Below are 22,295 nucleotides of genomic sequence, written 5' to 3' on the forward strand. Positions count from 1 at the left end.
TGGGACAGTCACGTCTTAGCTCGGAGGGGATGACGATGGCACCAACCCTCGAGCAAAAGCCTTTGCGCGATACGCATGGTCGCACGATCAAGTATCTGCGCATTTCGGTGACCGACCGCTGCGACCTGCGCTGCCGCTACTGCATGTCTGAAAAGATGACCTTCCTGCCGCGCAGCAAGCTGTTGAGCCTCGAAGAGATCGCGATCATCGCCGAGCGTTTCATCGCGCGCGGCGTCACCAAGATCCGCCTGTCAGGCGGTGAGCCTCTGGTTCGTCGCGATGTGGCGGAACTGGTCCAGCGCCTCGGCCACAACATCGGTTCGGGCTTGGAAGAGCTGACGATGACCACCAACGGCACGCGCCTTGCGCAGCATGCCGAAGCGATGGTCGATGCCGGGATCCGCCGCGTCAATGTCAGTATGGACAGCCGCGATCCCGAACGCTTCCGCTACATCACACGCCATGGCGACGTTTCGCAGGTTATTGGCGGGATTTACGCCGCACGGGACGCGGGGCTAGCGATCAAGATCAACATGGTCGCGTTGAAGGGCTTCAACGAGGACGAGATTGCACCGATGCTCGCCTGGTGCCGCGACGAGGGCTTCGACCTGTCGCTGATCGAAACGATGCCCTTGGGCGCGATCGACGAGGACCGCACCGATCGTTTCCTGCCGTTGACCAAGGTGTTTGAAGACCTCGGCCAGCAATTCACGCTGGCCCGCGACGCGCACAAGACCGGTGGCCCCGCACGCTACTGGAACGTCGACGGCACGACGACCCGGCTCGGCCTCATTTCGCCGCTGACCGCCAATTTCTGCGACGGCTGCAACCGTGTCCGTCTCACCACCGAGGGCAAGCTCTACATGTGCCTCGGCCATGACGATCAGGTCGATCTCAAGGCGGCGTTGCGCGAGGGCGGCACCGCCGGTCTAGACGAAGCGATCGACGCCGGCCTGTTCGCCAAGCCCAAGGCGCACGACTTCCGCATCGGCCAGGGCGAAGGTCCCGCCGTCGCGCGGCACATGAGCGTCACCGGCGGATGAGCCTGTACGAGCGGCGGGCGCTGGTCGCGTCCAACACCCCGCCCGCTCGTGCCGCCCAGGCCGAACTCGCCGACATGGGTGAGTGGGTGCCCGTCGAGGACGCGGACGTCGTCATCGCGCTCGGCGGCGACGGCTTCATGCTCCAGACGCTCCACACGATGCTGGAACGCCGCAAGCCGCCCGTCCCCGTGTTCGGGATGAACCTGGGTACGGTGGGCTTCCTGATGAACGAATGGCGCCACCACGGCCTCACGGACCGGTTGGAGCGTGCAAAACCCTTCAAGGTCATCCCGCTCAGCATGACGGCAATCGGCGTCGACGGTCGCACGCACACGCTGCCCGCGATCAACGAAGTCTCGTTCCTGCGAGAGACACGCCAAACCGCCAACCTAGAAGTGACGGTAAACGATCGCATCGTCCTTGCCGAACTCGCCTGCGACGGCATCCTGGTCGCAACGCCCGCCGGCTCGACCGCGTACAACCTCTCCGCACACGGCCCGATCCTGCCGCTCGGCTCGGGCATGGTCGCGCTGACGCCGATCAGCCCGTTCCGCCCACGGCGCTGGCGCGGCGCGATCCTGCCCGACAAGGCGCGGATCCGCATCCGCGTGCTCGACCCCGGCAAGCGCCCCGTCTCCGCAGTCGCCGACCAGCGCGAAATCCGCGACGTAGCCCAGGTCGACATCTGCATGGACCGCGCCCGCGAACTCACATTGCTGTTCGATCCCGAGCACGCGCTCGACGACCGCATCACGATGGAACAGTTCGTCGCCTGACCCGCGGTTCGTCCCGGACTTTCACTTTTTCAAACAAACCTGCTTGCATCGCCCGACTGGCCGTTTATAGAGCCGCCTCCGGCAACGATCCCTGATAGCTCAGCGGTAGAGCTCTCGACTGTTAATCGAGTGGCCGTAGGTTCGAATCCTACTCAGGGAGCCACCCCGCCATTGTAGAAATGGCCGGGTCTAAGTTGTTGTGCCGGCTCGCGCGAAGCGTGAACATGTCCCCATATCGTAAGCGCGGATGACCCGCTCACGCCGGATATTTTCCGCACGGACGGCCATGCCAAGCTCGGCCTGTCGACGATCGCATTCGCGACCACGCTGGAATACGGCGCTGGCTTTGCTGCCCTTGAGTAGTCGCATCCGGCCGACGCTGACCCAGGCATAAGGGCAGATAATCGGTCCCGCCTGCCACGCGACTGGGAACGTCAGTGCGAACGCCGTAGACACGGCCGTTCCCTAAAGGCCAAAGTCGGCAGACGCGGTGCGGGACGCAGCGACGGACGCAAATCGCAATTCGGAATTTCGGGGTAACGCTTTGACACGACTTAATCACGCGACGCTGGACCAGCTGCCATCGACGATCGAAAGCCCGCGAAGCCGACCCTTGCCGACGGTCGGTATCGTGCATTTCGGGCCGGGAGCGTTCCACCGCGCGCATCAGGCGGCGTATATCGACGCGGTATTGGGGCATGATCCGCGCTGGGGGATCGCTGCGGTGTCGATGCGCAGCAAAGGGACCGTCGCAGCGCTTGCCGAGCAGGACGGCCTCTACACGCTCGCGATCCGCGACGCTGAGTCCTCGAACCGCGTGATCGGCGCGCATCGCCGGTTCCTGGGCCCTGACGATGCCGCAGAGACGCTGGCGTTGCTCGGCGATCCCGCGATCCGGTTGGCGACGTCGACCGTCACGGAGAAGGGCTATTGCCTCGCAGCCGACGGCACGCTCGACCTCTCGCATCCCGACATCGCGCAGGACCTCGCCGGTGGCGGGACACCGCGCAGCCTCGTCGGGTGGCTGGTCGCTGGCCTCGCCGCTCGCCGAGACGCCGGGATAGCGCCGTTCGTGCCGATGCCGTGCGACAATCTCGCCAACAACGGTGCCAAACTTCATGCCGCACTCGTCGCGTTCGCAAAGGCGCGCGATGCGGGACTGGCCGACTGGATCGACGGCGAAGTGCGGGTCCCGTCGACGATGGTCGATTCGATCACACCAGCCTCCGATGGCGCGCTGTACGACAGCGTCGCCGAAGCGATCGGCCTCGAAGATCTCGCCGCCGTTCAGCGAGAGTCCTTCGCGCAGTGGGTCATCGAGGACATCGGCGCCCCGCTCGGCCCCGATCTTGCCGCGGTGGGTGCGACGATCACCAGCGACGTCGCCAGTTATGAGAAGGCGAAGCTGCGGATCCTGAACGGCGCGCATTCGACGCTCGCTTATATCGGACTGTTGCGCGGTGCCGCGAGCGTAGCCGACGCGATGGCCGACCCAGCGCTTGCCCGCTTCGTGGATGCGATGATCCGCGACGACGTCATCCCGATGCTGCCGCGCACTCCCGGTTTCGATCTGGATGCCTACCGCGCCGCCGTGCTCCAGCGGTTCCGCAATCCCGTCATCATCCACCGGCTCGACCAGATCGCGCAGGACGGCTCGCAAAAGCTGCCATACCGGCTCGGCGATACGCTGATCGCCAACCGCCGGGCGGGGCGGATGCCGACCGGGATCGTGACCGTGCTCGGCGCATGGGTCGCCTTCCTGATCCGACGCGCACGGGAGGATATGGCGATCGTAGACCCGGCCGGCGATCGTCTCTCGGCCGCCGCACGGGAAGGCACGCCGGCCGATGTCGTTGCCCGCCTCGTCGATGCCGGACTAGGTTTCCCAGCCGAACTCCGCGACGACGTTGCCGCCCGCTCCGCCATCGCCGACGCCGCGGAGCGGATCGGCCGCGGCGAATGGTCCGACGTGGAGCGCTAGAGACGATAGGCTGTCGCCGCATTGCCACCGAAGATCCCGTCACGCGCACCTGGGCAGGCGCGCGTGACGAAGTCCTCGATCAGGTCGACGACCCGGCGATACTCGGCGGCAAGCCTGCACACCGGCCAATCGGACCCGAAGATCAGGCGATCAGGACCGAAGCAAGCGAGCAGATGATCGAGGTACCGCGCGATCTGATCCCCCGTCCATGTCGCGTGGTCCGCTTCCGTCACGAGGCCGGATATCTTGCAATAGAGCGACGGCACCTGCGCCATGTCGGCAACTGCGTCGGCCCATGGCTGCCAGCCACCCTGCGCGATATCCGGCTTGGCACCGTGATCCAGGATCAGTCGTGGAGCCTCCGAAAGGCTTGCCGCAACGGCATCGCAAAATCGACGGACATGGATCGCCTGCCGCGGCTTGACGAGAATGTCGTAGCTGAAGCCCTGCTCCAGGGCTGCACGGACCCCACGAACGAAGGCAGGAGTCAGCAGGAATGCATCGTCCGGCTCGTCCTGGACGACGTGCCGAAAACCGACCAGCTTGGACGAGGCGGCGCGAGCCTGAAGCCGCTGCACCACGTCGTCGGCGCGCAGATCGATCCAGCCGACCACGCCGACGATGCGCGGGTTTGCCGCCGCCAGATCGAGCAGCCAGTCTGTCTCCGCATCGGACTGGCATGCCTGCACGGCGATGCAACCGTCGATCGCCGCAGCGTCGAGCAACGGCATCAGATCGTCCGGGACGAAATCCCGCGCAAGCACGCTGCCGGGATCGATCCAATCGAACGCCGCGGGCGCATAGGACCAGAAATGCTGGTGCGCGTCGATGCGGGTCACGGCGCGGGTCATGGTGCGGTACGTCTATCGAGGGGCGGGAATGTCTGCATCCGCAGAATCTACCGCGTGCGTGCCGGTGCAGCAATCGCGTCGCGGTCCGCGGGCTACCTCGGTACGACCGTCGGCATGAAGACATAGCCGTTGCCGCGAACCGTCCGGATGATCTCGGTCGGGTCGAACGCCAGCAGCTTGCGGCGCAATCGGCTGATGTTGACGTCGATGGTCCGTCCGCGCGCCATGCTCTCGGTACGCCCCGACCGCGCGATCATGTCGTCGCGCGAATGGACCGTCTGCGGCTCGGAGACGAAGGCGTGGAGCAGAAGATACTCGCCGTCGGTCAACCGGACGACCGCCCCGTCCGGCGCATGAAGCACGCGCATCCGGCAATCGAGCGTCCATCCCGCGAACGCGAAAACGTCGCACGAGCCCGAATGCGCGCCGTCCGCGACGTGACTGGCCTCCACGGTCGCTGGACGCGTGCCCCGCCGTCGCAATACCGAGCGTATCCGCGCCAGGATCTCGCGCGGACTGGACGGTTTCGTCACGTAATCGTCGGCGCCCAGTTCGAGTGCGACGACGCGGTCCACTTCACTGCCCAGCGCGGAGAACATGATGACGGCGGGCGCGGTGGCATCCCGCACGAGCGTCCGGAGCACCGACAGCCCGTCCTCGCCCGGCATCATCATGTCGAGGACGACCAGGTCGCAGGACGACCGTCGCAGTAGCGTGCGCAGTGCGGCCCCGCTGTCCACCGCCTCCGCCAGAAGTCCGTGATCGACGAGAAACGCGGTGAGCAAGGCGCGCAGGCCAGGATCATCGTCGACGACGACGATCCGCGCGCCGTCCGGGCGCTCTGCCTCGGTGGTGGCAAAGGCGTTCTCATGGGGAACGTACGAAGCAGGGCCGGGCAAGCCGTGATGGTTCGCGATCATGCCGGTCGCGTGGACCCGACGTTTGTCCCGCATGTTTCCGCATGCGGACGGTCGCTCCATCGGCAGGACCAAGGCCGTACGACGGTGAGATGGTTGTACGAAGCCCCAGTCGGCGCTAGCGGCAATCCGCTATGTCGATCGCTTCCAAACCGCCCGTCAAGCCGTTGAACTGGCATCGGCCTTTACCCGGCCTCCGGATTATAAAGCGCGGTGACGTGCCGATCACGCGCATCCAGATCTATGGACAGCGGTGCAGCGGCACCAACATCGTCACGCGAACGATCGAGGCGAACATGCCGGGTGCCGAGATCACCGAGGCGTTCGGGTTCAAGCACTGGTTCGTGCCGCCGCAGACGCTGTTCGTGAAGGATACGCTGGTGCTGGTCGTGGCGCGCGATGCGTATGACTGGGCCCGCAGCCTGCACCGCCAGCCCTGGCACGCACATCCCGACCTCAAGGCGCAACCGTTCGACGCCTTCATTCGCAGCCGCTGGCACAGCTATTGGGACGACCATTTCGGCCATATCGAGCCGGGGCATCCGATGCAGGGCGACGAGATGCTGCACGAGCGCGATCCCGAGACCGGCGAACGTTTCGCCAATTGCATCGCCAAGCGTACCGCGAAGCTGCGGCATTGGTCGTCCCTGACCGATCGCGCGCACAACGTGGCGTTGCTGGGCTACGATGCCTTCACGCGCGATCCCGCCGCGTTCCTTACCGCGCTCGGCACGGTGACCGGCATCGCCTACCGCGACACCTTCGTCCCCATCACCAGCTACAAGGGGCAAGGTTACGCGCCGTACGTACCCACGTCGTACCCCGAACTCGCACCGGCCGATGCCGAGCATATCACCGCGTGGCTCGATCCCGAGGTCGAGGCGGCGTTCGGGCTCAGCGCCGACTATGCCGGTCGATATCATTCGCCTTCGAGCGTCGCTCCGGTAGAGCGTTCGGCATGAGCCAGCCGATCACGTTCTTCATCCATCATCAGGGCCGCGGGCATGCCAATCGCGCGATGGCGATCATCCGCGAACTGCCGGCCGATCGCGCGGTGACGATCCTGACCGCCAAGCCGTCGCTGTTCGACGGGTTCGAGCGACCGATCACGATCGCCGCGCTGCCTGACATGATCGGCGCGCCGGTGCCGACTCCGGGCCTGTTCGCGCAGGCCACGCCCGATGTGATGCACTGCGTTCCGCTCGGCGTCGCGAAGACCCGGGCGACGATGCGGACGATCGTCGATCACCTCGACGACGTCGATCCGGCGCTGTTCGTGGTCGACGTCTCGGCCGAGATCGCATTGCTCGCCCGGATCGCGAGCGTACCCGCGATCAGCATTCGCATGCACGGCGACCGCCTCGATCCAGGTCATTTGGGCGCATACCAGGCAAGCGTCGGCCTGCTCGCCCCATTCGGCGAAGCGCTCGAACAGGCCGACACCCCCGACTGGGTACGTGCCAACACCTGCTACGCAGGCGGCCTTTGCACTACCGTAGATCCCGTTCCGACCAAGGCCGAGACACGCGCGAAACTCGGCCTCGATCCAACCAAGGAAATCATCGTCGTGCTTACCGGCGGTGGCGGCGCAGGGACTCCTTACGCACCGCTGACGATGGCGGCGCGCGCAGTGCCGGACGCCCTGTGGCTGGTGCTCGGGCCGGTCCACCGCGAGGGCCATGAGACCGACTTCGGCAATCTCGTCGAACTCGGCTGGGTCCCCGGCGTCACCGACCACATCGCCGCCGCCGACGTCGTCATCGCATCGGCAGGCGACAACACCGTGCACGAGATCGCGCGCGTAGGCAGGCCTTACGTCTGCGCCCCCGAGTGGCGGTATTTCGGCGAGCAGACCCGCAAGGCGGAGCGGCTGGCGGAACTGGGCGCCGCGATCGCACTCCCGTCATGGCCCGGCGCACTGGCGCCATGGCGCGGTATTCTCGACGCTGCGAAGGCACTCGACCCCGCCGCTCTCGCCGACCTGTACGACGCCGATGCAGCCAAGGTCGCCGCGGACTATCTGGAAGGGCTGGCGGTTTCACTCTGGGCCGCGGGGTAGAAACCCCGCCCTGGCGTTAAGCCACATCTCAGCTGAACAAGATCTCCGGCGGCATCTTCGACGCAGCAACCTCTTCCGCGGTCGGCCCCCGCAGCACGGAAATCGTGTCCGCATCCCACGCGATCAGACCGCGCTCGGCGAAATGCCCGAGCCAGTAATCCATGCACCACCGCCCCCATGTCGCATGGAACAATCGCGCGTTGCGGACGATCGCGTCGAAATGTTGATACGCGGGCGTATGGACGACATGATGCTGGTGATACGCCCGCGCACCGCCGACCCACCACATCGGCACGCCAGCCTTCTCCAGCCGTGCGGCAAAGTCGGTCTCCTCGCCGCCGTAACCGACATAGCGTTCGTCCATCCCCCCTGCCCGCATCCAGTCCGCCGCCGAGATCGCGAACGACAGGCCCCAAAGCTCGCCGTGGCTTGGTGTCGGCCGGATTTCGTCGGTCGCGATCGGTGGCTTGGCGGGGTGACGCACGCCGATCCGGTCCAGCATGGCGAAATCGATCCCGCCCTCCAATGCCTCGGCCGGGAGATACAGCACTTCGCCGAGCCTGATCCCACCCGGCGATCCGGCAGTTTCGGCATACCGATCGACCAGTGTCGGCGACGGTACGCAATCGACGTCGAGAAAGATCAACTGCTCGCCGACGGCCGCCGCTGCCGCACGGTTACGCGCCGCGGCCAGCGGCATCTCGTCGCCCGCGACGAACACTGCGCGCACCGGGAATTCGGTCGCCGGCAGGTCGGCGTGCGGCGCCTCCTGCATATAGGCCACGACCAGTTCGTCAGGCTTGCGCGTCGATGCGTTCAGCCCGGCGATGAGGTTGACGAGGTGCGCGCGCCGACCCCGTACCAGCGTCAGGACGCTGATGCTCACGATGCCAGCTTGATCCGTTCGCCATGCCCGGTGGCTGCGCGGAAATACGCCACGCCCTCGATCACACCGCGCGCGTGATGACCGACCGCGACATAGCCATGCGCAAGGTCCGCGCGCGAGGCCAGGCCATCGGAATAATTGCCGACGATGATCGCGTGCCGCGACGATCGCAGCATCTCGATATCGTTGCCGCTGTCGCCCGCGACGATCACCTGGCGCGGTTCGAGCCCAAGCCGCCGACGGACATGCTCGACCGCGGTGCCCTTCGACGCGGCATGCGGCAGGACGTCGAGATAGCGGCCATGGCTCTGGATGATCGAGCAGCTATGGCCATGTTCGGCGAGCAGCGCGCGAACGCGTTCCGCTGCCGCCATGTCGCCGTCCGCAAAATAGCTGAGCTTGAACCGACGTTGCTCGAGCGGGCTTTGCGGCGTCAGTCCGGCATATTGCCCGATCAGCGCCGCAACCGCCTCGCGGTCCCAGCCCGCGGCGATGATCCCGTCCCATTCGGTGTCGCGGTCGTACACCGCCCCGCGCACCGTCCGGTAATAGATTTCCGAACCGACCGAGGTAATCAGGATCTCGGGACGCGGCGCATCGTGCTGCCCGAGCACCGCCATCGCGCTGTGGAAACTGCGCCCGGTCGCGATAGCGAATGCGACGTCGGTCTGTGCCTCGTGCCACGCGGCGAAGTCGCCGACGCCTTGTGCACAACCGATCAAGGTCCCGTCGATATCCGACACGAGAAGCAGCGCGGGATCGCGATCGGCGATCGACGGTACCGATGCACCGACGACCTCTTCGAGCAACCCGGCATAGAGTTGCACGTGACGATCCCAGTCGTAGGCGCGTATCGCGACCGACCCCGCCGCGGAATAGCGCGACCAGAGCGCCGGATCGTCGAGGATCTTGACGATCGCATCTGTGATCGCGGTCGGCGAGCGCGGATCGACGAGGATACCGTTGCCGCAAGTCTCGACGATGTCGTTCGGACCGCCACTATCGGTTGCGACCACCGGCAGGCCGCTTGCGGCGGCTTCGAGCAACGTCAGTCCGAACGGTTCGTTCAATGCCGGGTTGACGAACACGCCCCCCCGGACGCGGGCATGCGCGTAGACCGCGGCGATGTCGTCCGGCCGGTGCTGCTTCGGATAGGCCACCTTGCCGTACAGGTCGTAGCGGTCGATCAACTGGAGCAACTCGGCGATATTGTCCCGGATCTCGGGCTCCAGGGTCGCACTGTCGTCGCGCGTCCCTGCGAGGATCACGAGATTGGCCGCGGCCTGCAAGGACGGCGATCGACCATATGCGTGGACGAGCGCCGCAAGGTTCTTCTTCGTTACCGGCCGTGCGATGGCCAGGATTACCGGCTTGGCAGGATCGTCGAGGAACCGGTTGATGAGCGCATCGACCCGCGGATCGCTGCGACAGTTCGCGAACTGCTTTAGGTCGCTACCGGGGGCGAACACGCGGATCCGACCGGGATCATAGGAATCGTAATCGGCATATTGGACTTCGGCCTCATCGCGCGACGAGGCGATGATCGCCGCCGCGCCGGCAATCGCCTCTTCCTCGATCGCGATGCGACGATCGAGCCCGGCGGTCTCCGCACAGTCGCGATCGAACGCCGCGCGCTTCACCCGACCCAGCGAGTGGGCGGTGAAAACATAGGGGATGCCGGTACGTGCCGAGACCCTCGCCGCGATCAGTCCTGCATCGGCATAATGCGCGTGCATGACGTCGGGCGCGCGGTCGAGCGTGGCGATGTGCGCGACGAGTGCCTCGACCAAGCTGTCATGCTCCGTCCACAGGTCTTCCTTGGCCAGGTACGCGTCGGACGCCGTCAGCAGGCGTACGATGCGCGTAGTGCCGTCGATCGTCTCGATCGGCTCGGCATAGCATTCGGCATAGGCTGCGTGATGGAAGGCCCGGGTGACGATTTCCATCCGGTCGATTGCCGGGTTCCGCCCACCGGCGGCAACCAGATCGAGCAAATACCGGATATGCCCCCCGGTATCGGCGGTAATTCCGTACTCCACGTCGGTTGCGCGTAAACATCCCTGCAACGCGATATGTAGAACGAACACCCTTCCCCCATTCATCTGTGATTCATCCGAGGAACCGTCGGCGGGGTTGCCGGGTTCCGGGCAGATGATACTTAAAAGCCCGCCATTGATGCAGATCAGCATGATGCGTCCGGCGCAGATCGACGCCGCGTGAGGATCGCTCTGCTCACATGGGCCTATCCTCCCGAGAAGAGCGGTCTTACCCGTGCCGCACGTGAGATCGCGCAGTCGCTGGCCGGTGCCGGCCACGACGTAACCGTCTTCACGATGGATCGCCGAGACGCCAGCGGGGATGCCAACCGGGATGGGCGCGTGACGGTCATCGGTTGTGGTCTGCGCGAAGGATCGCTGTCGGCACGGGTCCGCAAGCTCGCGGCTGTCGGCCATGCCGTCGCTCCGCTCGCATTCCGTCGCGCGGTGCGGCGCGAGCATCGTCGCGAGCCGTTCGACGTGATCGAGGCGACCAATTGGTACGCGCCCGGTCTCGCCATCGCGCTTGCCGGCCCAGCCCCGCTCGTAACGCGCAACTCGACCCCGGCGGCAACCTCCGCAGCCGATGTCACAAGCCTTCGCGATCGGTTCGATCGACGTGCCGCGATGCTCGCCGAGCAACTGTCCGCGCGGTTCAGCAAGGCGCTCATTTCGAACACCCAACTCCACGGCGAGAAGATCGCCGCGCTATACGGCGTCATGGCGCCGAACCCGGACGGCCGGCACGCGGTTATCGGGCTCAGCCTGCCCCCCGAGATCGTCGCGCGCGGGACTGCGGCGACCTACCCGGACGAAGGCATCGAGGGGCGACCGATCGAGCTTCTGTTCGTCGGGCGCGACGAGCATCGCAAGGGCTTCGACGCGTTGATCATGGCGCTGCGGATCCTCGCGCGTCGTGGCGATGCCGGGATGCGCGATTTCCGCCTGACGATCGTCGGAGTACACGCGGACGATCTCAAGGCATTGCCCACGACCGCCCGCGCGCGACTGCGCTGCCACCACCGCGTCGACGAACCGCTGCTTCACGATCTGATGGAGGCCGCGCACGTAATCGTCGCACCGTCGCGCTATGAAAGCTTCGGGCTCGTCTATCAGGAGGCGATGATGTTCGGCCGCCCGGTCGTCGCCTGCGCCGAGGACCCGAGCGCGCGGCTGTTCATCGGGGAAAGTGGCGCAGGGCTGCTCGCCAAGCATTGCACCGGGGACGATCTCGCGACCCAGATCCAACGCCTGATCGAGGACTCAGCGCTACGCGCGCACTATGCCGCAGCCAGCCGCAAGGCATCGGGCATGTTTACCCGCGACACGCTCGCGGCGCAGACGATCGCGGTCTATCGCACCGCGACGGAATCGAAGGGGGCCAGCAGCAACGCCTCGTCCTCCGGCCTGCCCGCGCCCGTCGACATCGCTTCGTAGATCCGCGTCCGTTCGCGCACCCGCTCGCCGTCGAGCCGGTGTTCGAGCGCCCCTGCTAGCGCGAGCGAACTCTCGACGAACGGCACGACCGGCCGTTCGTGCACGCGTCCAGCAAATCGGATGTCGCTGCGATTGAGGCGGTACTGGATGTCCGGATAGGACGCCGACTGCACGCCATCGACGAGATTGCGCCGCGGCAACCCGAGCGAACGCAGCCCGTCGCGATCCGCCGCCGCGACCAGCCAGCCCAGCGCACCCAGCAGTGCCGCGTCCGGCCGCTCGTCGGTATCGATCTGCAGCACCCATTGGGTCTGCATAATGTCCTGCAACCGGTTGCGCTGGCTCGCAAAATCTCCGTCGAGCGGGTGGCTCCGGACCTCGATCCACGGCACTCGCCTGGCGAGTTCGCGCGCGTGGTCTTCAGTATCGTCGAGCAGCACCACGATCCGGGCGAACGCATGGCAGTAATCGGTTGCGATCTGCAGGATGTCGTTCAGGTCGGCAGGCCGCGCCATGACTCCGAGGCCGATCGCATGCGGTACCGGCGTCGCCGCGATCGGGCGGGCGCGCGCGGGCCGGTAATGCGGGGGAAAGCGGACGTCATCGTGCGTCGTTTCGATCGGTTCGACCTCGAACCCGAACCGCCATGCCGCGTTGCGCAAACCCGCGGGGTCGAGCGTCCAGCGCTCGGCCGGCTCGCGCTCCAGATCGACGATGCCGCGTTCGAGCCGCGCGATGATGTCCTCCGCCGCCGCACCGACCTCGCTCACGTCGCGAACGAGCAGGCGGCAGTGGCTACACTCGAACCAGTCGTCGCGCGCGATCCAGTCCCAGTTTCCGCATATCGAGCATCGCAATCGCATGGTCCCGGCAACCCGCAACGCGGGGAACCGGTTCCCATGCCCCGTGCCGGCATCGGGCACCGCGCACCCGGCCTGTACAACCTACCCCCCGTCATCCTGACGAAAGTCAGGATCCAGAGTAACAGGCGATGTCTTCCGTGGCTCTGGATCCTGACTTTCGTCAGGATGACGCGAGCAGTTTCAATACCCCAGCGAATGCGCCGCCGTCAGCAGCAACCAATACAACCCACCCGACAGCAACATCGCCACCGGCAACGTCATCACCCAAGCAAGCGCCATGTTCATTACCGTGCGCCGCTGCAACCCGGCCCCGTTGGCAACACTCGCGCCCGCCACACCAGAAGACAGGATGTGCGTGGTCGACACCGGCATGCCGTATTTGACCGCCAACAGGATCGTCGCCGCCGCGACCAGTTCCGCCGATGCGCCCATCCCGTAGGTCAGGTGCGTCTTGCCGATCCGCTCGCCCACGGTGACGACGATCCGCTTCCACCCGACCATCGTCCCCAGCCCCAGCGCCAGCGCGACGGTGACCTTCACCCAGGTCGGGATGTACCGCGTGCCCTGTTCGAGCCCGCTATTGTAGCTCTTGAGCGTCGTGATCTCCTGCGCGGTAAAGCGGCTCTGCGCGGACTTGTCTTCGGCGATCAGCTTGGTCGTATCGAGCACGAGGTACATGTCGTTACGAAGGTTCGGCGTCGCCGCGGCGGGCACCTTGCCGAGCGACCCATAGCCCTCGATCCGGCTCGACACGTCGTCCGACAACGCCGCCAACGCGCCATAGATGACCGGGTCGGCGACGTGCTTGGTCTTCAGCGCCTGCGTGACCTGCGCACGCGCCGTACCGACATCCGCCGGCGCACCGTCGGCATGCGCGCGGTACGCCGCCGACGCCGATTGCGCGGTCTGCACGAACGCCGGCATCGCGCTCTCGGGCATCGTCCGGTTCAGCGCATAGGCAGTCGGCGCGCAACCGATCAGGATGAGCATGATCAGCCCCATGCCCTTCTGTCCGTCGTTGCTGCCATGCGCGAAGCTGACCGCCGTGCAGGTGCCGATCAGCAGCGCCCGGATGCCGCGCGGCGGCGGCGTCTGGCCCTCGGGCGCCTCGTACAGTTTCTTGTCGCGCAGGAACCGCTTCATCACGAGCAGCATCAGCAGCGCGCCGACGAACCCGACGATCGGGCTGAACGCGAGCGCGGAGAGCACTTTCCAGACCTGGACCATGTCGACGCCCGACGTCCCATCGGCCCCGCCGCCATTGATCAGTTGGTTGGCTAGCCCGACGCCCAGGATCGAGCCGATCAGCGCATGGCTCGACGAATTGGGCAGCCCGACCGCCCAGGTCGCCAGGTTCCACAGGATCGCCGCGAGCAGCAGCGCGAAGATCATCGCGAACCCGCCGACGCTGCCGACGTTCAGGATCAGGTCGACCGGCAACAGCGTGACGATCGAATACGCCACCGCGCCCGAAGACAGCATCACGCCGAGGAAGTTGAAGAACCCCGACCAGACGACCGCGAACGGCGCGGGCATCGAGTGCGTATAGATGACGGTGGCGACCGCGTTGGCGGTATCGTGGAACCCGTTCACGAACTCGAACCCGAGCGCGATCAGCAACGCCAGCGCGAGGAACGCGAACGCTCCGCCAGCCAGGCTCTCGCCGACCTGTGCGGTGTCGAACGCGATGCTGAACCCGGCATAGGCCAGCCCGCCGATCAGGACGGCAAGGAAGATCCACCGCCCCGACGGATGCAGCGAATGATCGAGCTTGGGACCGGTGTGCAGCGCTGGCGCCGTAGCGGCCGAATCAGCCGTCATCGCGTCGGGTGCAAATGTGGAGGTTGCCATGGGAATGTGCAGTCGGCCCTTACGATGACAATCTTATGACAGATATAGATCAGGCGATGGTTCGCCCTGATTTGGGACGCCACCCCTAACGATCCTCCCCCTTGCGGGGAGGATCGTCGCAGCGACTCCGCCGAAAGATCAGTTCGCCGCGCGCTGGTTCACCGAGCCGTACCGATGCTCGCGATCTGCGTCCCACTACGCCCAAACAACACCGCCATCTTCACGCCAGCATCCGCGGTCATTTCCCTGCGGCACCGCTGCGCATCGGCGAGCGCGTCGAGCCCACCGCTACGTGGCTGGCAGGCGCTGGCGATCGCCGATCTCAGCCGGCGCTGGAACGCGGTCCGCCCGGCGTCGCTGGTCAGGTCGAGCCCGGCGCGCGACACGCGTACCGACACCGGCTCGCGCCCGGAACTCGCCGACGCAGCCGTGGAAAACAGGCACGCGCCGACGATCGCCGCCGAAGCGACGCTGATGAAAAGCTTCATGATGATGTTCCTCAAATGGTCCTGCGGTCCGCAGGGCTCGGCCTGCGGGCGACGGCGCCAGCGCGTCGGGACGCCTTTCTGGATGTGGCATCTCCGACGACGAACCTCGTCGCTGCGCATCCCCTAGGCGCACTTCATGACGCCCGCGCGACGGTTCGGCGACGGTCCGACGACGCGTCGAAAATCTATCTCGGACGTATGATCACATACCGGGATACCGCTCGAACGCCGGCAGCGCGGTCACGTCAGCCATCCACGCCAAGCGATCGGCCACCTGGATATGCGCGCCCGGCGCCACCGCCTCGGGATCGTCCAGCGTGCAGGATTGCACGTCGATGATCCCCGGCAGATGCTCGGCGTTGGTGTAGAAAAGCCCCGTTCCACACCGTCCGCAGAACTGCCGCCGGCCGTTCGTCGACGATTCATACGTCACCGGATCACCGGAGATCGTCAGCTGCTCGGTCTTGAACGCGATCCAGCCCACCATCGGCGCCCCCGCGCTCCGTCGGCAATCGCTGCAATGGCACAGCGCATGATGCTCGGGTTCCCCCGTCGCGACATAGCTGATCGCTCCGCAATGACATCGTCCCGCCAGCATGTCCGTCCCCCTGCAATGTTCCTCACTTGTTCCACGCATCGTCGCCCCGCGCAAGCGTTACTCGCTTGCCCCATCGCCCCCCGTTCCCTACCTGTTCACCGGTGAACCAGATCGCCCAAACGTCCGCGCCGCAAGCCGAGCCCCCCTATCTCCGCGGCCTCAATCCGCCGCAGCGCGAGGCGGTGCTGACCACCGACGGTCCCGTCCTCATCATAGCCGGCGCCGGTACCGGCAAGACCGCGGCGCTGACCGCCCGCCTCGCGCACCTGATCTTCACCAGGAAGGCGTGGCCGTCGGAGATCCTGAGCGTCACCTTCACCAACAAGGCCGCACGCGAGATGCGCGAGCGCGTCGGCCGCCTCGTCGGCGACGCGGTCGAGGGGATGCCGTGGCTCGGCACGTTCCACGCGATCGCCGCGAAGATGCTGCGCCGCCACGCCGAACTCGTCGGGCTGCAATCGAACTTCACGATCCTCGATACCGACGACCAGTTGCGGCTGTTGAAGCAACTCATCCTCGCCGCCGACATCGACGAGAAGCGCTTCCCGACACGCAGCCTTGCCGGGCTGATAGACCAGTGGAAGAACAAGGGCCTCGTCCCGGCCGATATCGATGCGGGCGAGAGCGAACGCTACGCCAACGGCCGCGGCGGTGAGCTGTACCAGCAATACCAAGCCCGCCTGATCGCGCTGAACGCGTGCGATTTCGGCGACCTGCTGCTCCACATGCTCGTCATCCTGAAGACGCACCGCGACGTGCTGAGCCTGTACCAGCAGCGCTTCAAATACATCATGGTCGACGAGTATCAGGACACCAACTCGTCGCAATATCTCTGGCTGCGGCTGCTCGCGCAGGAGCGCAAGAACATCGCCTGCGTCGGCGACGACGACCAGTCGATCTATTCGTGGCGCGGCGCGCAGGTCGAGAACATCCTGAAGTTCGAGCGCGACTTTCCGGGCGCCAAGGTCATCCGCCTCGAACAGAATTACCGCAGCACGCCGCACATTCTCGGCGCCGCCTCGGGCGTGATCGCGAACAACGGCGGACGGCTGGGGAAACAGCTGTGGACCGAGCGCGACGTGGGCGAGAAGGTGAAGGTCATCGGCGTCTGGGACGGTCCCGAGGAAGCGCGGCGCGTCGGCGAGGAAATCGACATCGTCCGCCGCTCCGGAAAGAGCCTAGACGAGGTCGCGATTCTGGTCCGCGCGCAGCACCAGACGCGCGAGTTCGAGGACCGCTTCATCGCGATCGGCATGCCGTACAAGATCGTCGGCGGCTTCCGCTTCTACGAACGCGCCGAGATCCGCGATGCGCTGGCCTACCTCCGCGTCGTCAACCAACCCGCGGACGACCTTGCCTTCGAACGAATCGTCAACGTCCCCAAGCGCGGCCTCGGCGACAAGGCGGTCGCGCGCATCCACCAGCTCGCGCGCGCCACCGGCACGCCGCTGACCACCGCCGCCGCGCGCATCCTCGACACTGACGAACTGACCGGTGCGGCGAAGAAGTCGCTGGGCCGATTGGTCGGCGACATCGCCCGCTGGCGCGACATGGCGACCAGCCTGCCGCACGCCGAACTTGCGCGACAGTTGCTCGACGAGAGCGGCTACACCGCGATGTACCAGGCCGAAAAGTCGGTCGAAGCCACCGGCCGTCTTGAGAACCTTAGCGAACTCGTCCGCGCGATGGAGGAATACGACTCGCTCGGCGCGTTCCTCGAACACGTGTCGCTGGTGATGGACAACGAGGGCGGTGCGCAGGATCCGCAGGTCACGATCATGACGATCCACGCGGCGAAGGGCCTCGAATACGACACCGTGTTCCTGGTCGGCTGGGAAGAGGGCCTGTTCCCGTCACAGCGCTCGCTCGACGAAGGCGGCGTGAAGAGCCTCGAAGAGGAACGCCGCCTCGCCTATGTCGCGATCACGCGCGCACGCCGGCTCGCGGTCATCATCCACGCCGCCAACCGCCGCATCTACGGCCAGTGGAACTCGTCGATCCCGTCACGCTTCGTCGCCGAACTCCCTGCCGAGCATATCGATACGGAAACCACGATGTCCGGAGGCGCGAGCCTCTGGCAAGCCAACTGGTCCGACCGCGCCGACCCCTTCGCGGATGTTGCACGCGGCACCGGTCGAGGCCCAGGCTGGCAGCGCGCGGCAGGCACGGGCAGCACCTTCTCGGCCAAGCCCGCTCGCGTCGTCGAGAGCCGGTCGAGCGCGATCAGCCTCGGCAACAAGGGCCGCGACGACCTGTCGCTAGGCATGCGCGTCTTCCACCAGAAGTTCGGCTACGGCCTGATCGCAGAGATCGAAGGCAACAAGCTGGAGATTGATTTCGAACAGTCGGGCCGCAAGCGCGTCATGGACAGCTTCGTGACGCTCACACCGTAACCGCATCGGACCGAAGAAGGACTAGCCGGCGGTCTGATCCGCGAGCGAGAAGATCCGCTCCATCACCGCCCATTTCGGTCCGGTCGCGTCGATCGGCTTTTGATACACGTCCATCGCCGTCTCCCACGACGCGACGACAGGCTGCAAAGCCGGGTCGGCCGCGCGCGGAAAATCGTCTTCGACCTCGGCGATCATCACGAGGCGGTCGGCGACCTGCCAGATCTCCATCTCACGATACCCCCGCTGGACGATGTCGCGCACGACCTCGGGCCGCACCGCGCCCGGCGCGTGGCGTTCGCGGTAGGCGGCGATCAGGTCTGCGTCGTCGACGAGGTCGAGTGCACTCACGATGCGATACGTCACGGAAATTCCTTCGATACGGCGTATTCATACGACAATAGCGCCGCCGCCCCTTTCCAAAAGTCACTTTGACTAATAAAACCAACGAAACGCATAACGACGCGCAGGAGATGGAATGAGACTGTCCGGCAAGACCGCGGTAGTGACCGCGGCGGCACAAGGCATCGGCCGCGCCACCGCAGAACGCTTCCGCGACGAGGGCGCACGCGTGTTCGCACTCGACCGCGACGGCCATGCGTTGCAGGCGATCGAAGGCGTCGAACGTCTCCTCGTCGACCTGCTCGACGCCAGCGCGATCGCCGCACTGCCCGCCGCGATCGGCGACATCGACATTCTCGCCAACGTCGCCGGCTTCGTCGCGGCGGGCGATATTCTTCAGGGCAGCGACGACGACTGGATGCTGTCGTTCGACCTCAACGTCCACGCGATGCACCGCATGACCCGCGCGTTCCTGCCCGGCATGCTGGCGCGCGGCGGCGGTGCGATCGTCAACATGAGCAGCATCGCATCGAGTGTGAAGGGCATCCCCAACCGCTACGCTTACGGCGCATCGAAGGCAGCGGTGGTCGGCCTGACCAAGGCGATCGCCGCCGATTTCGTCGGGCGCGGCATCCGCTGCAACTGCGTATGCCCCGGCACGATCGAGACCCCTTCTCTGCGCGAACGCATCGTCACTCAAGCAGGGTCGCAGGGCATTTCGGTCAGCGAGGCCGACGCCGCATTCGTCGCGCGCCAGCCTATGGGCCGCCTCGGTCGCGCCGAGGAAATCGCCGCGCTGTTCCTGTATCTTGCCAGCGACGAATCGAGCTTCACCACCGGCGCGGTCCATGTGATCGACGGCGGCTGGGTCAACTAAGGATCATCAGATGAAACTGTTGCGTTACGGCCCACGCGGCCAGGAAAAGCCCGGCATCCTCGACCAGGACGGCGTCATCCGCGCGCTGCCCGCGGAACTCGGCGACATCGCCGGCGAGGTGCTGTCGCCCGAAGGCCTTGCGAAGATCGCCGCGCTCGACGTGGCGACGCTGCCCAAGGTCGAGGGCGCCCCCCGGATCGGGCCGTGCGTCGCGCGCACCGGCAAGTTCATCTGCATCGGCCTGAACTATTCGGACCACGCCGCCGAGAGCAACATGGCGCTCCCCGCCGAGCCGGTCGTATTCGGCAAGTGGACCAGCGCGATCCAGGGCCCGAACGACGATGTCGAAATCCCGCGCGGCTCGGAAAAGACCGACTGGGAAGTCGAGCTCGGCGTCGTCATCGGCACACCCGGCCGCAACATCGCCAAGGCCGACGCGCTGTCGCACGTCGCTGGCTATTGCGTCGTCCACGACGTGTCCGAGCGCGCGTTCCAGCTCGAGCGCGGCGGTACGTGGGACAAGGGCAAGGGCTGCGACACGTTCGGGCCGATCGGCCCCTGGCTCGTCACCGCCGACAAGGTCGATCCGCAAAACCTCAACCTCTGGCTCGAAGTCGACGGCCATCGCTATCAGGACGGCACCACCGCCAACATGATCTTCGACGTCGCGACGATCGTCTCCTATCTCAGCGACTTCTGCACGCTGGAGGCGGGCGACATCATCTCGACCGGCACGCCAGCCGGCGTCGGTCTCGGCCAGAAGCCGCCGGTGTACCTGCGCGCAGGCCAGACCGTACGGCTCGGTATCGAGGGCCTGGGCGAGCAGACCCAGACGATGATCGCCGCCGCATGACGCAAATCACCGGCCTCCGGACGATCGACCTTCGCTTTCCGACCAGCGCGGGGCTCGACGGCTCCGACGCGATGAACCCCGATCCGGATTACTCGGCCGCCTATGTGGTGCTCGACACTGATACGGACGGGCTCGAAGGCCACGGCCTGACCTTCACGATCGGTCGCGGCAACGACATCTGCGTCGCGGCGATCGAGGCGATGCGGCATCTCGTGATCGGGCTCGACCTCGACTGGATCATCGAGAATCCGGGACGGATGTGGCGACATCTGACCGGGGACAGCCAGTTGCGCTGGATCGGACCTGACAAGGGTGCGATCCATCTTGCGACCGGCGCGGTGGTCAACGCGATCTGGGACTTGTGGGCTAAGGCGGTCGGCAAGCCGGTCTGGCGCCTCGTCGCCGACATGACGCCGGAGGAGTTGGTCCGTACGATCGACTTCCGGTACCTGACCGACGCGATCACCCCCGAAGATGCTCTCACGCTGCTGACGAACCGCGCTGCGGGCAAGGCCGAGCGGATCGCCGATCTCGAGGCGACCGGCTTCCCCTGCTACACCACGTCGGCGGGCTGGCTCGGCTATCCCGACGAGAAGCTGCGGCGGCTGGCCCAGGAAGCGGTCGATGCCGGGTTCGACTATATCAAGCTGAAGGTCGGGCGCGATCTGGAGGACGATATTCGTCGCCTCACGATCGCGCGCGATGTGCTCGGCCCCGACCGGAAACTGATGATCGACGCGAACCAGGTGTGGGACGTTCCGCAGGCGATCGAATGGGTCAACGCGCTCGCCTTCGCCAAACCCTGGTTCATCGAGGAGCCGACCAGCCCCGACGATATCCTCGGCCACCAGGCGATCCGCGATGCGATCGGCGAGGTGAAGGTCGCGACCGGCGAGATGTGCCAGAACCGCATCATGTTCAAACAGTTCATGGCGGCGGGTGCGATCGACGTCGTGCAGATCGACAGCTGCCGTCTGGGCGGCGTCAACGAGGTGCTCGCGGTGCTGCTGCTCGCGGCCAGGTACGACCTGCCGGTGTGCCCGCATGCAGGCGGCGTCGGGCTGTGCGAATATGTCCAGCATCTGTCGATGATCGACTATCTGTGCTTCTCCGGGACCAAGGAGGGGCGCGTGATCGAATATGTCGACCATCTCCACGAGCATTTCGTCGACCCCTGCGTGATCCGCGATGCAGCCTATATGCCGCCGACGCTGCCGGGGTATTCGATTGAGATGAAGCCGCAGTCGCTGATCGACTATCGGTTCGCCGGATGAAGCTCGGGCTCGACGGCAAGGTCGTCATCGTCACGGGTGGCGGGGCCGGCATCGGCCTCGCCATCGCCCGCGGGCTGGCCGAAGAAGGCGCAATTCCGGTGATCGTGTCGCGGAGCGCGCCCGAGGATTTCACGGCCGAGCACCTGTTCGTCGCGACCGAATTGTCCGACGACGATGCGTGCGCGGCGGCGGTCGAGGCGGCGGTCGCGCGCTATGGCCGGATCGACGGGCTGGTGAACAATGCCGGCGCCAACGACAATATCGGCCTCGACAAGACGCCCGCCCGGTTCCGCGCGTCGCTCGACCAGAACCTCGTCCATTATTTCGCGATGGCGCATCACGCGGTGCCGCATCTGCGGAAAAACCGCGGCGCGATCGTCAACATCTCGTCGAAGACCGCGGTGACCGGGCAAGGCGATACCAGCGCCTATGCCGCCGCCAAGGGTGCGCAACTCGCGCTGACCCGCGAATGGGCGGTGGCGCTGCGCGGCGACGGGATCCGCGTCAATGCGGTGATCCCCGCCGAGGTGATGACGCCGCTCTACCAGCGCTGGATCGACAGCTTCGACAACCCGGCGGATAAACTCGACGGCATCGTCGCGCGCATCCCGCTCGGCCACCGCATGACCGAGGATCGCGAGATCGCCGACACGGTGGTCTTCCTGCTCTCCGACCGGGCGAGCCACACGACCGGACAATGGCTCTACGTCGATGGCGGCTACACCCATCTCGACCGCGCGATAGACTGACGAACAAAAACATAACCAGGAGTG

Annotated in this window: 20 protein-coding genes and 1 tRNA gene; 12 read left to right on the top strand and 9 right to left on the bottom strand. The window is 66.0% G+C overall.

The annotated features are described in order from the left end of the window. The first annotated feature begins 29 nt into the window (after positions 1–29). The 4 genes from moaA to U1708_RS15375 all read left to right on the top strand — a co-directional run bounded on the left by moaA (position 30) and on the right by U1708_RS15375 (position 3,800). Complete coding sequence (gene moaA / locus U1708_RS15360) at positions 30–1,043, top strand: GTP 3',8-cyclase MoaA (protein WP_443030061.1); 1,014 nt, start codon at positions 30–32, stop codon at positions 1,041–1,043. Then, entirely contained in the window at positions 1,040–1,819 is a 780-nt protein-coding gene (locus U1708_RS15365) for an NAD kinase (protein ID WP_332746689.1), read from the top strand. Before moaA ends, U1708_RS15365 begins: the two co-directional genes overlap by 4 nt. Positions 1,820–1,907: 88 nt before the next feature. Continuing rightward, positions 1,908–1,982, top strand: a tRNA-Asn gene (locus U1708_RS15370). A 381-nt stretch (positions 1,983–2,363) separates the two neighbouring features. Then, positions 2,364–3,800, top strand: a complete 1,437-nt coding sequence (locus U1708_RS15375; protein WP_332746690.1) for a mannitol dehydrogenase family protein — start codon at positions 2,364–2,366, stop codon at positions 3,798–3,800. On the opposite strand, the gene U1708_RS15380 is transcribed toward U1708_RS15375, so the two are convergent. Then, on the bottom strand, positions 3,797–4,651 hold the full coding sequence (locus U1708_RS15380; RefSeq protein ID WP_332746691.1) for an amidohydrolase family protein: 855 nt from the start codon (positions 4,649–4,651) through the stop codon (positions 3,797–3,799). The two genes, U1708_RS15375 and U1708_RS15380, sit on opposite strands and share 4 nt — an antisense overlap. A gap of 92 nt (positions 4,652–4,743) precedes the next feature. Beyond that, positions 4,744–5,604 (bottom strand): response regulator, encoded by an 861-nt coding sequence (locus U1708_RS15385; RefSeq protein WP_332746693.1) that lies wholly within the window; start codon positions 5,602–5,604, stop codon positions 4,744–4,746. 182 nt (positions 5,605–5,786) lie between these two features. Between U1708_RS15385 and U1708_RS15390 the strand changes: the two genes are divergently transcribed. Next, complete coding sequence (locus tag U1708_RS15390) at positions 5,787–6,530, top strand: hypothetical protein (RefSeq protein ID WP_307084313.1); 744 nt, start codon at positions 5,787–5,789, stop codon at positions 6,528–6,530. Beyond that, positions 6,527–7,627 carry a glycosyltransferase gene (locus U1708_RS15395; RefSeq protein ID WP_332746694.1) on the top strand — a complete coding sequence of 367 codons (1,101 nt, stop codon included), beginning with the start codon at positions 6,527–6,529 and terminating at the stop codon, positions 7,625–7,627. The genes U1708_RS15390 and U1708_RS15395 overlap by 4 nt, the downstream gene beginning before the upstream one ends. A gap of 28 nt (positions 7,628–7,655) precedes the next feature. Here U1708_RS15395 and U1708_RS15400 read toward each other — a convergent pair whose 3' ends face one another. Together U1708_RS15400 and U1708_RS15405 are read right to left on the bottom strand one after the other, a co-directional pair. Further along, the gene (locus U1708_RS15400; RefSeq protein WP_332746695.1) at positions 7,656–8,513 is read right to left on the bottom strand and encodes a glycosyltransferase family 2 protein; all 858 of its coding nucleotides are present in this window, start codon (positions 8,511–8,513) and stop codon (positions 7,656–7,658) included. Beyond that, complete coding sequence (locus U1708_RS15405) at positions 8,510–10,552, bottom strand: HAD-IIB family hydrolase (RefSeq protein WP_332746696.1); 2,043 nt, start codon at positions 10,550–10,552, stop codon at positions 8,510–8,512. Before U1708_RS15405 ends, U1708_RS15400 begins: the two co-directional genes overlap by 4 nt. Before the next feature lie 177 nt (positions 10,553–10,729). Between U1708_RS15405 and U1708_RS15410 the strand changes: the two genes are divergently transcribed. Further along, on the top strand, positions 10,730–11,986 hold the full coding sequence (locus U1708_RS15410) for a glycosyltransferase family 4 protein (protein ID WP_332746697.1): 1,257 nt from the start codon (positions 10,730–10,732) through the stop codon (positions 11,984–11,986). Here U1708_RS15410 and U1708_RS15415 read toward each other — a convergent pair. The 4 genes from U1708_RS15415 to U1708_RS15430 form a co-directional block, all read right to left on the bottom strand. Further along, entirely contained in the window at positions 11,902–12,849 is a 948-nt protein-coding gene (locus U1708_RS15415; RefSeq protein WP_332746698.1) for a glycosyltransferase family protein, read from the bottom strand. The genes U1708_RS15410 and U1708_RS15415 overlap by 85 nt on opposite strands. 180 nt (positions 12,850–13,029) lie before the next feature. After that, entirely contained in the window at positions 13,030–14,670 is a 1,641-nt protein-coding gene (locus U1708_RS15420) for an inorganic phosphate transporter (RefSeq protein ID WP_332746699.1), read from the bottom strand. 188 nt (positions 14,671–14,858) lie between these two features. Beyond that, complete coding sequence (locus U1708_RS15425) at positions 14,859–15,188, bottom strand: UrcA family protein (RefSeq protein WP_332746700.1); 330 nt, start codon at positions 15,186–15,188, stop codon at positions 14,859–14,861. A 202-nt stretch (positions 15,189–15,390) separates the two neighbouring features. Further along, positions 15,391–15,786 (bottom strand): GFA family protein, encoded by a 396-nt coding sequence (locus U1708_RS15430; RefSeq protein ID WP_332746701.1) that lies wholly within the window; start codon positions 15,784–15,786, stop codon positions 15,391–15,393. Between the two features lie 110 nt (positions 15,787–15,896). Here U1708_RS15430 and U1708_RS15435 point away from each other — a divergent pair, with 110 nt between their 5' ends. Then, positions 15,897–18,179: an ATP-dependent helicase gene (locus U1708_RS15435; protein ID WP_332746783.1), complete on the top strand. Its 2,283-nt coding sequence runs from the start codon at positions 15,897–15,899 to the stop codon at positions 18,177–18,179. Positions 18,180–18,200: 21 nt separating this feature from the next. Here U1708_RS15435 and U1708_RS15440 read toward each other — a convergent pair whose 3' ends face one another. Beyond that, the gene (locus U1708_RS15440) at positions 18,201–18,542 is read right to left on the bottom strand and encodes an L-rhamnose mutarotase (protein WP_332746702.1); all 342 of its coding nucleotides are present in this window, start codon (positions 18,540–18,542) and stop codon (positions 18,201–18,203) included. A 112-nt stretch (positions 18,543–18,654) separates the two neighbouring features. Here U1708_RS15440 and U1708_RS15445 point away from each other — a divergent pair, with 112 nt between their 5' ends. From U1708_RS15445 to U1708_RS15460, 4 genes are read left to right on the top strand one after another with little or no spacing between them, the layout of a single operon-like run. Beyond that, positions 18,655–19,395: an SDR family oxidoreductase gene (locus U1708_RS15445; protein WP_332746703.1), complete on the top strand. Its 741-nt coding sequence runs from the start codon at positions 18,655–18,657 to the stop codon at positions 19,393–19,395. A 10-nt stretch (positions 19,396–19,405) separates the two neighbouring features. Further along, the gene (locus tag U1708_RS15450) at positions 19,406–20,248 is read left to right on the top strand and encodes a fumarylacetoacetate hydrolase family protein (RefSeq protein WP_332746704.1); all 843 of its coding nucleotides are present in this window, start codon (positions 19,406–19,408) and stop codon (positions 20,246–20,248) included. Next, the gene (locus U1708_RS15455; protein WP_332746705.1) at positions 20,245–21,522 is read left to right on the top strand and encodes an L-fuconate dehydratase; all 1,278 of its coding nucleotides are present in this window, start codon (positions 20,245–20,247) and stop codon (positions 21,520–21,522) included. Before U1708_RS15450 ends, U1708_RS15455 begins: the two co-directional genes overlap by 4 nt. Next, positions 21,519–22,271: an L-fucose dehydrogenase gene (locus tag U1708_RS15460; RefSeq protein ID WP_332746706.1), complete on the top strand. Its 753-nt coding sequence runs from the start codon at positions 21,519–21,521 to the stop codon at positions 22,269–22,271. The genes U1708_RS15455 and U1708_RS15460 overlap by 4 nt, the downstream gene beginning before the upstream one ends. Positions 22,272–22,295: the final 24 nt, after the last annotated feature.

The organism is Sphingomonas arabinosi, assembly GCF_036663715.1.
Classification (GTDB): Bacteria; Pseudomonadota; Alphaproteobacteria; order Sphingomonadales; family Sphingomonadaceae; genus Sphingomonas.

Bases quoted from the DNA above. Each gene is read 5' to 3' on its own strand.
- U1708_RS15385 (WP_332746693.1), bottom strand. From the start codon at position 5,604: ATGCGGGACAAACGTCGGGTCCACGCGACCGGCATGATCGCGAACCAT.
- U1708_RS15380 (WP_332746691.1), bottom strand. From the start codon at position 4,651: ATGACCCGCGCCGTGACCCGCATCGACGCGCACCAGCATTTCTGGTCC.
- U1708_RS15425 (WP_332746700.1), bottom strand. From the start codon at position 15,188: ATGAAGCTTTTCATCAGCGTCGCTTCGGCGGCGATCGTCGGCGCGTGC.
- U1708_RS15420 (WP_332746699.1), bottom strand. From the start codon at position 14,670: ATGACGGCTGATTCGGCCGCTACGGCGCCAGCGCTGCACACCGGTCCC.
- U1708_RS15430 (WP_332746701.1), bottom strand. From the start codon at position 15,786: ATGCTGGCGGGACGATGTCATTGCGGAGCGATCAGCTATGTCGCGACG.
- U1708_RS15450 (WP_332746704.1), top strand. From the start codon at position 19,406: ATGAAACTGTTGCGTTACGGCCCACGCGGCCAGGAAAAGCCCGGCATC.
- U1708_RS15395 (WP_332746694.1), top strand. From the start codon at position 6,527: ATGAGCCAGCCGATCACGTTCTTCATCCATCATCAGGGCCGCGGGCAT.
- U1708_RS15460 (WP_332746706.1), top strand. From the start codon at position 21,519: ATGAAGCTCGGGCTCGACGGCAAGGTCGTCATCGTCACGGGTGGCGGG.
- U1708_RS15415 (WP_332746698.1), bottom strand. From the start codon at position 12,849: ATGCGATTGCGATGCTCGATATGCGGAAACTGGGACTGGATCGCGCGC.
- U1708_RS15455 (WP_332746705.1), top strand. From the start codon at position 20,245: ATGACGCAAATCACCGGCCTCCGGACGATCGACCTTCGCTTTCCGACC.
- moaA (WP_443030061.1), top strand. From the start codon at position 30: ATGACGATGGCACCAACCCTCGAGCAAAAGCCTTTGCGCGATACGCAT.
- U1708_RS15365 (WP_332746689.1), top strand. From the start codon at position 1,040: ATGAGCCTGTACGAGCGGCGGGCGCTGGTCGCGTCCAACACCCCGCCC.
- U1708_RS15445 (WP_332746703.1), top strand. From the start codon at position 18,655: ATGAGACTGTCCGGCAAGACCGCGGTAGTGACCGCGGCGGCACAAGGC.